The sequence below is a fragment of the Zhongshania sp. genome (genome assembly GCF_041623545.1).
GTDB lineage: Bacteria > Pseudomonadota > Gammaproteobacteria > Pseudomonadales > Spongiibacteraceae > Spongiibacter.
Genome location: NZ_JBFJWS010000094.1, coordinates 1 through 10,743, shown reverse-complemented (window position 1 = coordinate 10,743; position 10,743 = coordinate 1). Strand labels below are relative to the sequence as shown.

General features: G+C 49.1%; 9 protein-coding genes. 8 read left to right on the top strand and 1 reads right to left on the bottom strand.

The genetic code is table 11. The features are described from left to right. From lon to ABYT30_RS10220, 6 genes are all read left to right on the top strand, one after another. Positions 1-1,930 (top strand): endopeptidase La (gene lon / locus ABYT30_RS10245; protein WP_373096314.1); only part of this gene is annotated, 1,930 nt, incomplete at its 5' end. 148 nt (positions 1,931-2,078) lie between these two features. Further along, positions 2,079-2,351 (top strand): HU family DNA-binding protein, encoded by a 273-nt coding sequence (locus ABYT30_RS10240; protein ID WP_008250078.1) that lies wholly within the window; start codon positions 2,079-2,081, stop codon positions 2,349-2,351. Positions 2,352-2,464: 113 nt separating this feature from the next. After that, positions 2,465-4,342, top strand: coding sequence for a SurA N-terminal domain-containing protein (locus tag ABYT30_RS10235; protein ID WP_373081862.1), 1,878 nt, complete (start codon positions 2,465-2,467; stop codon positions 4,340-4,342). A 58-nt stretch (positions 4,343-4,400) separates the two neighbouring features. Continuing rightward, complete coding sequence (locus ABYT30_RS10230; protein WP_373081859.1) at positions 4,401-5,204, top strand: 4'-phosphopantetheinyl transferase superfamily protein; 804 nt, start codon at positions 4,401-4,403, stop codon at positions 5,202-5,204. A gap of 18 nt (positions 5,205-5,222) precedes the next feature. Further along, positions 5,223-6,398, top strand: coding sequence for a phosphoglycerate dehydrogenase (locus ABYT30_RS10225; RefSeq protein ID WP_373081857.1), 1,176 nt, complete (start codon positions 5,223-5,225; stop codon positions 6,396-6,398). Positions 6,399-6,426: 28 nt separating this feature from the next. Next, on the top strand, positions 6,427-6,969 hold the full coding sequence (locus tag ABYT30_RS10220) for a DUF1285 domain-containing protein (protein WP_373081855.1): 543 nt from the start codon (positions 6,427-6,429) through the stop codon (positions 6,967-6,969). Positions 6,970-7,053: 84 nt separating this feature from the next. Here ABYT30_RS10220 and ABYT30_RS10215 read toward each other — a convergent pair whose 3' ends face one another. Further along, on the bottom strand, positions 7,054-8,709 hold the full coding sequence (locus tag ABYT30_RS10215) for an electron transfer flavoprotein-ubiquinone oxidoreductase (protein WP_373081853.1): 1,656 nt from the start codon (positions 8,707-8,709) through the stop codon (positions 7,054-7,056). 385 nt (positions 8,710-9,094) lie between these two features. Here ABYT30_RS10215 and ABYT30_RS10210 point away from each other — a divergent pair, with 385 nt between their 5' ends. Both ABYT30_RS10210 and ABYT30_RS10205 read left to right on the top strand, forming a co-directional pair. Next, the gene (locus tag ABYT30_RS10210; RefSeq protein ID WP_373081851.1) at positions 9,095-9,844 is read left to right on the top strand and encodes an electron transfer flavoprotein subunit beta/FixA family protein; all 750 of its coding nucleotides are present in this window, start codon (positions 9,095-9,097) and stop codon (positions 9,842-9,844) included. Further along, the coding region (locus ABYT30_RS10205) for an electron transfer flavoprotein subunit alpha/FixB family protein (RefSeq protein WP_373096312.1) at positions 9,844-10,743 on the top strand (900 nt) is incomplete at its 3' end. The genes ABYT30_RS10210 and ABYT30_RS10205, both read left to right, overlap by 1 nt.

Here is a 10,743-nt window from a genome sequence, read left to right as displayed (position 1 = left end):
CACCATTGCTGCACACATGAATATGGCGCTTGAACAGAAGCAAGCGGTGCTTGAAATGGTTGACGAGCGTGAGCGCCTTGAGCATTTAATGGGGCTAATGGAATCGGAAATCGACTTATTTCAAGTCGAGAAGCGAATTCGTGGCCGCGTTAAGAAACAGATGGAAAAAAGCCAGCGCGAGTATTACCTCAACGAGCAGATGAAAGCCATTCAGCGCGAGCTGGGCGAGTCAGAAGAAGGTGTAAACGAGCTCGAGGAGCTTGAAAGTCGCGTTGATAAAGCCGGTATGAGCAAAGAGGCGCTAGATAAGGCTAAGGCTGAACTGGCGAAGCTCAAGATGATGTCACCAATGTCAGCGGAAGCGTCGGTTGTGCGGGGCTATATCGACTGGTTGGTGAGTATACCTTGGCAAAAGCGCTCCCGGGTAAAGCATGATTTAGCGCGGGCTGAAGAGATTTTGAATGAAGATCACTACGGTCTTGAAGAGGTTAAGGACCGAATTCTTGAGTACCTTGCTGTTCAAAAACGCGTGAAGAAAGTAAAGGGTCCAGTTTTATGTCTAGTTGGGCCTCCGGGTGTCGGTAAGACCTCCCTGGGTGAGTCCATCGCCCGCGCGACAAATCGTAAATTTGTGCGTATGGCCTTAGGTGGCGTGCGTGACGAAGCAGAAATCCGCGGACATCGTCGGACCTATATCGGCTCTATGCCGGGTAAGGTTATTCAGAAAATGTCTAAGGCTTCGGTTCGTAACCCGCTATTTTTGCTCGATGAAATCGATAAAATGGGAATGGATCATCGCGGTGATCCGGCTTCTGCTCTACTGGAGGTTCTCGATCCCGAACAAAATCACGCCTTTAACGACCATTATCTAGAGGTTGATTATGACCTCTCAGATATTATGTTCATCTGTACCTCGAACTCTCTGAATATTCCTCCAGCACTCATGGATCGCATGGAAGTTATCAGGATTCCTGGCTACACCGAAGACGAGAAAATCAATATTGCTCGCCGCTATTTAATTCCTAAGCAGCTGAAAAATAACGGCCTCAAGGACAGTGAAGCGGGCATCGACGAAGATGCGCTGCAAGATATTGTGCGCTACTACACCCGCGAGGCGGGTGTTCGCGGTCTTGAGCGCCAAGTTGCTAAAGTCTGCCGTAAAGTAGTTAAGAATCTTGCGCTTAATGGTGAAAGTGGCGCTATCGCAGTGTGCTCTGCAAACCTAGAGGACTATCTCGGTGTGCGGCGCTACAACTATGGTAAAGCTGAAGAAGAAAACAAAGTTGGTCAGGTTACTGGGCTAGCATGGACCTCTGTTGGTGGAGAGCTGCTGACCATCGAGGCGGTGTCTGTTGTTGGTAAAGGGCGCCACATTAAGACGGGCTCTCTTGGTGATGTCATGCAGGAGTCGATTCAAGCGGCGACCACGGTAGTGAGAAGCCGCTCTAAGCGCCTAGGTATTCCCGCGCGCTATCACGATCGCCACGATATCCATATCCACATGCCGGAAGGTGCGACGCCTAAAGACGGTCCGTCGGCGGGTGTGGGTATGTGTACCGCGCTAGTGTCGGTTATAACTGGCATCCCAGTCCGGTCGGATGTGGCGATGACGGGCGAGATTACATTGCGCGGGCAAGTCTTAGCGATTGGCGGTTTGAAAGAAAAACTTCTCGCGGCGCACCGCGGCGGTATAAAAACCGTTATAATCCCGTCCGAGAACGAGAGGGACCTTAAAGAAATACCTGAAAACATTAAGGCTGACTTGGAAATACGCCCCGTCAAATGGATTGATGAAGTGCTGAATATCGCACTGGAAAGTATTCCAAAAGAGATTTCTGACGAAGCTTATTTGGCAGGTATTGACGATAACCACAAAAGTGTAGATGGAAATGACGATATCTTAGGCGAAGCGCGCGCAAACGCGCACTAGCCGCAGAGATTCCTTGACCATGCAGGGCGCAGTTGGTATAAATCCCACTCTTTGCGCATGCGGCCGTCACTGCCCTTGCGCTGGTATGTGACTGCCAGCAGTGACACTTTTAAAATTTTTTTTATAACAATTTGAAGGGGAAGAATAAGTGAATAAATCTGAGCTAATCGACGCTATTGCAGAATCTGCAGACCTGTCCAAGGCAGCCGCTGGTCGCGCGCTGGATGCTACGGTAGAAGCCATTACCAATGCATTAAAGTCAGATGATTCTGTATCGCTTGTCGGTTTTGGTACATTTAGCGTTAAAGACCGTGCAGCTCGCACTGGCCGCAACCCACAAACTGGTGCGCCAATCGAAATTTCAGCTGCTAAAATCCCAAGTTTCAAAGCAGGTAAAGCGTTGAAAGACGCCTGTAACTAAGGGATATAGCCATTCCCACGGTGTTGGGAAGTCGCTATAGGGGTTAAAACCTCTTACAGAAGGCGCATCGAGAGGTGCGCTTTTTTTTATGACTCAGAGTCGGATTCGCGTCAATGCTGCAAAATATTCGCAATAACATTCAAGGAACGGCGGCCAAGTTTATTATCGCACTCATCATCGTGCCGTTTGCACTATTTGGGATCGATAGTTTGTTTGGAGGCTCAGGCCAAGTGCCCGCTGCTGTCGTTAATGGAGAGAAAATATCTGAGGGTGAATTGCAGCAAGCAATCAGTCTCCAGAAGCGTCGATTACTGGGCATGATGGGCGACCAGATCGACCCAGCCATGTTAGATGACGCAATCTTGCGTAAGCCAGCATTGAACACATTAATTAAACAGCAATTATTGCTGCAAGCAGCAGCGGAAGCCGGTATCGAGATTTCGACGGCGCAACTGCATGCGACAATTGCAGAAATGCCACAGTTCCAAGAAGACGGACGCTTTTCCCAAGCTCGCTACGAGCAAGTGCTACGGCTCCAGGGCTACAGCAGTGCCTTCTTCAAGCAATTACTTCGTTCTGACCTGACTATTCAACAGTTATCCAGTGCGGTTGCCGGCTCTGCTTTTGTCGCCGGGCCGGAATTGTCGCGGGCGATTGGCTTGCTCCATGAAATGCGTGATTATCACTTTATCACCATTGCGCAAGCGCCTTACCGCGACAGTGTTAAAGTCAGCGATCAAGAAATTGAAGCGTATTACCAAGAGAATACCAATCAGTTTCAGAGTGAGGCAGCGGTTCGGTATTCTTACGTAGAGTTATCCGAAGAGGACTTTTTTGAACCGGTATCCGAAGATCAAGTTATTGCGGAATATCAGCGCCTTATCGAGGCCAGTAACGCGCAAGTTGAGCGCGAAGCAGCGCATATATTGATCGAAATCAATGACGATACTAGTCGTGAACAGGCATCATCGCAGCTTGAAGAAATTCGCCAAACCTTACTTAAGGGTGGCGACTTTGCCGAGCAAGCTCGCAAATACTCCGGCGATGCAGGCTCTGCAGCTGATGGCGGCGTCCTCGGCTTTAGCAGCGGTGATAGTTTCCCTGCGGAATTCGAAGAGGCTTTAGCGGCACTGAAAGATGGCGAAGTTTCCCAGGTTGTTGAAACTGAGGCCGGATTACACTTAATCAAATTGTTGAGTGTCCGCCAGCCCGATGTGCCAACACTGGACAGTGCTCGTTTAGAAATTACTGAGCGTCTTCGTCGTCAAGCCGCGATGCCGCGCTTAATCGGTGCGGTAGAAGATTTACGTGACTTAGTATTTAACGCAGAAAACCTGAGCATGCCGGCCAAAGAGCTAGGCCTAGCTGTAAAGCAAAGCGAATGGCAAACACAGTCTGACGACAGTGGTTTATTTGCCTACGCGAGTTTGAAGTCCGCCGCGTTTAATCCGGAGTTGCGCACCAAGGGCCTAAATAGTGAAGTCTTTGAATTGACGCCGGAACACTTTGCGGTGATTCATGTCGAAGAGTACAAGGCGCCGGAAACGCTGCCTCTTGCTGACGTACGCGCAAAAATCATTAGCAAGCTTGAACAGCGTAAGGCAGAGCTGGCGGCCGAAACCAAGGCCAAGGCAATTCAAGCAGAGCTGGTTGCGGGTAAGCGCGCGGAGGACGTTGCAAAGGCTGAGAAACTGACTTGGAGTGCTATTGCTGCAGGCAAGCGAGGCGATATTTCCGTCGAGGCGCAAATTCGTAACAAAGCTTTTGCCATGGCACGGCCGGAAACACAGCCTAGCGTGAGTGTTTTGCGACTACAAAATGGTGATCGGGTTGTCGTACAGTTGCTCGATGTGAATTATGGCAGTCAAGCTGCGCTGGATGTGGCCCAGCTTAAAGAAGCGGAAAATAACACGGTACGAAGCAGGTCTTCTCAAGACTTTTCCGCGTACTTTAATGGCTTGTGGAAAAGCGCCAAAATTAAGATTAATTGATTTAGGTTCCGACCATTGTGATGGTGGTCGGGGCTGATTAACTGGATACATAAAAATAATGACTCCCGCTTTACGACGTTCGCTGAATCGGGGGGTTGTCGATGTTTGGTTTAGTTTCACCAATGACAATCGCCTGAAGTCTGCGCAGAAAAACTACGAAGAAATGCTCTCTCAAGCTGAGGTATTGCAGTATCAGCAGCTTAAACATGTCGATAATGGCTGGGACTACTTGGTAAGCCGTGCACTTTTGCGCACGGTGCTGGCTGAGTATTGTGAGCTTTCACCGCAAGAGATCGAATTTCAAGTAAATGATTTCGGTAAACCCGAGCTGAGTAATTCGAGTGTTTCATCAATTATCCAATTCAATACGGCCCACACCAGCGGCCTAACTGTGTGCGTTGTCACGCGTGACGACGCCATCGGTGTCGACGCCGAGTGCCGCGCGGAAAACCCCGGAATCCTGGATGTTGCCGAAGATTATTTTTCAGCACTTGAATTACAAGCACTGAAAAGTCGTGATGAAGCCCAGCAACTCGATTATTTCTACCGCTATTGGACTTTGAAAGAAGCTTATATCAAAGCTCGCGGTGAAGGCCTGTCAATCCCACTGCATGACTTTTCCGTAGTCCTTGGCGACGATGGCGAGTTCTGTGAGTTCGTCGGGCCTGATGCTGAGTCGTGGGATTTTCGATTACTCGGTCAAAATGCCGAGTACACCGCCGGCTTAAGCATGAACGGACACATAAGCGCGTTAAAGTTTTTCCACAGCGTGCCGTTAGGTGCTCAATCTGAGCAAAGTGCTGAGGATGCATTTAATCAAGGCCCCGCACCGTCAGGCGAGCGTCGCCGTCATATCGGCTAAAATAATTAGGAGTAGAACTTGTACAAAGTACTAACGCTAAACCAGATTTCCGAAAAGGGCTTAAGCCGTTTGCCCAATGATAATTACGAATTGGCGACGGAACTACCCGCGCCAGACGCGATTTTATTACGCAGTCATAAACTCCAAGTTGCCGAAATCGCGCCGAGCGTTAAGGCTATTGCTAGAGCGGGTGCTGGTACCAATAACATTCCCGTCCCAGCTTGCACTGAGCGGGGTATTCCAGTGTTTAACAGCCCTGGCGCAAATGCCAATGCAGTTAAAGAGCTCGTTATTGCTGGCTTGGCCCTTGGCTCACGTGGGATTTTACCTGGCATATCCTATGTAAATAGTTTGGGGCATATGAGCGACGCCGCCGAGATGGCCAAACTACTGGAAAAAGAAAAAAAGCGCTTTAAAGGCAATGAGCTCGCCGGCCGCACACTTGGCGTCGTTGGCTTGGGCGCAATTGGCTCTATGATCGCCAATGCTGCACTGAGTTTGGGTATGGAGGTTATTGGCTACGACCCAGCCTTGTCCGTAGATGCGGCTTGGCGCTTGCCGAGTTCGGTAAAGAAAATGGATAACTTGAGCAGTTTATTCGCTCGCGCTGACTTTATTACTTTGCATTTACCGGTCTTTGATTCCACTCGTGGCTTGGTAAACAGTGATTTATTAGCGGCCTGTAAACCTGGCTGCTGCCTGCTTAATTTTGCCCGTGAAGAAATTGTCGACGTAAGCGCTGTCATCCGAGCGCTGGATAACGGTAGTTTACGCCAGTTTATTACTGACTTTCCGGTACCGGCATTAATTGGGCGTGGCGATGTGATTTTAATGCCGCATATCGGCGCAAGTACCGATGAAGCGGAAGAAAACTGTGCAATTATGGTTGCCGACCAATTAAATGACTTCCTGATAAATGGCAATATCAAAAATTCGGTGAATTTTCCTAACTTACAACTCGATCGCAGTGGCCAGTGTCGTTTAGCAATTGCTAATCATAACGTACCTAAAATTCTGGGTAGTGTCTTGGGTATACTTGCCGATGCAGACATTAACGTCGTAGATATGCTGAACAAAAGCCGTGACGAAATTGCCTACAATCTTATAGATTTGGGTAGTGAAGTCTCCTCAGGATTACTTGAACAAATAAGCGCGATTGAAGGTGTAATCAATGTGCGCTTAATTAAATGGTAATCGATGTAAATAGATGAGAGTGCCTTAAATGACCGGCTTGGACGATATACAAGCACTGCTTAAAGATCAGCGTGGCGCGCCACCTATTGAGCGCTGGCATCCGGAATTAAGTGGTGATATTGATATTGTTATTAAAGCCGATGGGCGCTGGATTCATGAGGGCGGTGAGATCAAGCGCCATGAGCTCGTTAAATTATTCGCGTCAATTTTGCGCCGCGAGGACGACGGGGACTACTATTTAGTTACCCCCGTTGAAAAATGGCGAATTCGTGTAGAGGATCTACCGTTAGTCATTACTGATTTTGAACACGATTCAAGTCTTAAGCCTCAGCGCATTGTTGTTAAAACCAATGTGGATACGTGGTTTGAATTGGGGGCGGAGCATCCTTTGAACGTTGCTTCTTCAGCTGGCAGTGATGAGCCTCAGCCCTCGGTTCTGACCCGCCACGGGCTTGCTGCGCGTGTGAGTAGGGCATGTTTTTACCGGATGGTAGATGTCGCACAAATTGACGGTAGTTCGATCATCTTGGAGGCGGGTGGTGAATCTTTTGTCTTAGGAAAAGCGCGGTAAACTTCTTGCTGGACACTTTTTGCTGGACAAGGTAGCGATCACAAAAAAGGGCAGCGGAAGCTGCCCTTTTTGCTATCTACACGTTTACATATTTGGGTAGTTGGGGCCGCCGAGGCCTTCTGGTGTTACCCAAATAATATTTTGCGCCGGATCTTTAATATCACAGGTTTTGCAGTGAACACAGTTCTGGCCGTTGATCTGGAACTTAGGTGTGCCTTCTGCATCCTCAACAACTTCATACACGCCGGCAGGGCAGTAGCGCTGCGCTGGCTCTGCGTATTTCGGGAGGTTGTCGCGAATAGGTAGTTCAGGATCCTTCAATGTTAGGTGACAGGGCTGATCTTCCTCGTGATTAGTATTGGATAAAAAGACCGACGTCAGGCGATCAAAGGTGATTTTATTATCCGGCTTGGGATAAGTAATCTTTTTGCACTCGGCTGCCGGCTTCATCTCTGCGTGATCAGGGTGATCGTCGCCCAATGTCCACGGCAATTTACCGTTGAATAGGTTTAGGTCAACAAAGGCGTAGGCAGAGCCCAAGAAGTTACCCCATTTGTGCTGGGCTGGTCCAAAATTACGCTGATCATGCAGCTCTTTGTAAACGGACGAGTTCTCAAAGGCTGTAGTGTATTCGCTCAGCTCCTGACCAGTCGCCTCGTTTTCAGTGATGGCCTTGTGTACGACTTCAGCCGCGATCATGCCTGATTTCATCGCTGTGTGGCTGCCTTTGATCTTGGCAAAGTTCAGCGTACCAGCATCACAGCCAATCAATAGGCCGCCTGGAAAGGTCATTTTAGGCAGCGATTGTAAACCACCTTTGGCGATTGCGCGGGCGCCGTATGAGATACGTTCGCCGCCTTCGAGGTATTGCATAACGGTGGGGTGCTTTTTGAAGCGCTGAAATTCTTCAAAAGGCGACAAATAAGGGTTGTCGTAGCAAAGATCGGTAATCAGACCAATCGATACTTGATTGTCTTCAATGTGGTAGAGGAAGCTACCACCGGCGGCGCCATTTTCAGCCAGCGGCCAGCCCGCAGCGTGCATAACCTTGCCTTCTTCGTGCTTGGCGGGGTCAATTTTCCACAGCTCTTTAATACCAATACCATAGTGCTGAGGATCTTTGCCTGCGTTCAGGTCAAATTTTTCCATCAGGCGTTTGCCGAGGTGGCCGCGACAGCCCTCTGCAAACAAGGTGTACTTGGCATGTAACTCCATGCCCGGCATATAGCTGTCTTTTTGGCTGCCATCAGCGGCAATGCCCATGTCGCCTGTCACGACGCCTTTTACGCTGCCGTCTTCGTTAAACAAAATATCTGCGGCCGCAAAGCCAGGGTAAATTTCTGCACCCATACCCTCTGCTTGCTCAGCCATCCAGCGGCACAAATTACCAAGACTTATAATATAGTTGCCTTCGTTGTGCATGGTTTTGGGCACGGCGAAGCCGGGTACCTTGATCGCCTTTTCAGCGCTGGTCATGTAATAAATGTCGTCGCCGGTGACGGGGGTATTCAGCGGGGCGCCTTTTTCTTTCCAGTCTGGAAAGAGTTCGTTCAAAGCGCTGGGTTCAAACACCGCGCCAGAGAGAATGTGGGCACCAACCTCAGAGCCTTTTTCAACAACACAGACACTGATGTCTTTGCCGCTGCTTTCGCTTAATTGACGGATTTTACATGCTGCCGCTAATCCGGCGGGGCCAGCCCCAACGATTAGGACATCAAATTCCATTGATTCGCGTTCCACAGACTTTCTCCTATGTATGCTGAGTAGCATTGCCCTCTAAATGGGCGGTTTACGGCTGATTAAAGCCGAGAATTATAAAACTTAGGGCCTGAAAAGGCTACTTTAAGCGGAGTTTTATTCCATTTCTTTTGACCGCATTTGATTTTAGCAGTATTTAAAAACCCATTTAATAACAATTGCTTGCGTAAATTAATTCCTGCGGCCGGCGATTGCCCTATAGCCAATATTTGCGCTGTGAATACCTCGCTTTTATTGACCTTAGCGCTAAGACACGTCAATATAACCGCGCTTTTTACCGAGGCATTGTCTGCTTGAATCTAAATACAGATTCGCTGCGTAGGGACAATAGCCATTTCATTCCATTTACGCGTGTACTGGGGAATCCATGAAGGTTCTGGTTGCTGTCAAACGAGTAGTTGACTACAACGTAAAAGTGCGTCCGAAATCGGACGGCACTGGCGTTGATCTGAATAATGTCAAAATGGCCATAAACCCATTTTGTGAAATTGCGATTGAAGAAGCTGTTCGCCTGAAAGAAAAAGGCGTCGTGACTGAGATTGTTGCCGTTTCTATTGGCGCAAAAGTCAGTCAGGAGCAAATTCGCACGGCGCTGGCGCTAGGTGCTGATCGCGGTATTCTGGTAGAAACTGACGTAGAAGTTCAGCCCTTAGCTATCGCCAAATTGCTGAAAGCCGTTTGTGATAAAGAACAGCCTAAAATGGTTATTCTTGGTAAGCAAGCTATCGATGGCGATAACAACCAAACTGGTCAAATGTTGGCAGCCCTCACAGGCATGTCACAGGGTACTTTTGCTTCCGAAGTCGTTGTTGAAGGCGACAGCGTTACAGTAACCCGTGAAGTCGATACCGGTTCACAGGTCGTTAAACTGTCTCTACCTGCGGTCGTGACTACCGATTTGCGCTTGAATGAGCCCCGTTACGCTTCATTGCCGAACATCATGAAGGCAAAGAAAAAGCCAATGGATGTGCTGACACCTGAAGAGCTGGGCGTTGAAGTTACTCCTCGCGTCACTACTTTAAAAGTAGAGCCGCCTGCTGAGCGTAAAGCCGGTATTAAGGTTGCGGATGTCGCTGAACTTGTTGAGAAGCTGAAAAACGAGGCGAAGGTAATCTGATGAGTATTTTAATTCTTGCAGAACATGATAATGCCTCAATTAAAGGCGCTACGCTGAATACTGTTGCCGCAGCGAAAGCTATCGGTGGCGATATTGTTGTACTGGTTGCCGGCGAAGCCTGCGGCGCAGCTGCAGAAGCTGCTGCGAAAATTGAAGGCGTTAGCAAAGTGCTAGTGGCCGACAATGCGGCTTATGGGCATCAGCTTGCTGAAAACGTTAGCTTGCTCGTTGCTGAACTGGGCAAAGATTACACCCACATTCTGGCGCCTGCCTCAACGTCTGGCAAAAACACCTTGCCACGTGCAGCCGCGTTGCTGGATGTTGCTCAGATCTCAGAAATCATCACCGTGGAAAGCGCCGACACATTCAAGCGTCCAATCTACGCGGGTAACGTTATTGCGACTGTACAATCATCTGATGCCATTAAGGTGATCACCGTGCGTACCACTGCTTTTGATGCTGTTGCAGCGGAAGGTGGCAGCGCAACGGTTGAAGCGGTTGCCAGTGCTCACGATGCCGGCACTTCTAGCTATGTTCGCGAAGAAGTTGCAAAAAGTGACCGTCCAGATTTGACCGCAGCAAGCATTGTGGTTTCTGGTGGTCGCGGCATGCAGAATGGCGATAACTTTGCCATGCTGTACGCGCTCGCAGATAAGCTTGGCGCTGCAGTTGGTGCTTCACGTGCCGCAGTCGATGCAGGCTTCGTACCGAACGATATGCAGGTAGGTCAGACGGGTAAAATCGTTGCTCCAGACTTATACATTGCCATCGGTATTTCTGGCGCGATCCAGCATTTGGCTGGTATGAAAGACTCTAAAGTCATTGTTGCTATCAACAAAGACGAAGACGCGCCGATCTTCCAGGTTGCGGATTACGGACTCGTTGCTGACTTGTTCAAT

Bases quoted from the DNA above. Each gene is read 5' to 3' on its own strand.
- ABYT30_RS10235 (WP_373081862.1), top strand. From the start codon at position 2,465: ATGCTGCAAAATATTCGCAATAACATTCAAGGAACGGCGGCCAAGTTT.
- ABYT30_RS10230 (WP_373081859.1), top strand. From the start codon at position 4,401: ATGACTCCCGCTTTACGACGTTCGCTGAATCGGGGGGTTGTCGATGTT.
- ABYT30_RS10220 (WP_373081855.1), top strand. From the start codon at position 6,427: ATGACCGGCTTGGACGATATACAAGCACTGCTTAAAGATCAGCGTGGC.
- ABYT30_RS10210 (WP_373081851.1), top strand. From the start codon at position 9,095: ATGAAGGTTCTGGTTGCTGTCAAACGAGTAGTTGACTACAACGTAAAA.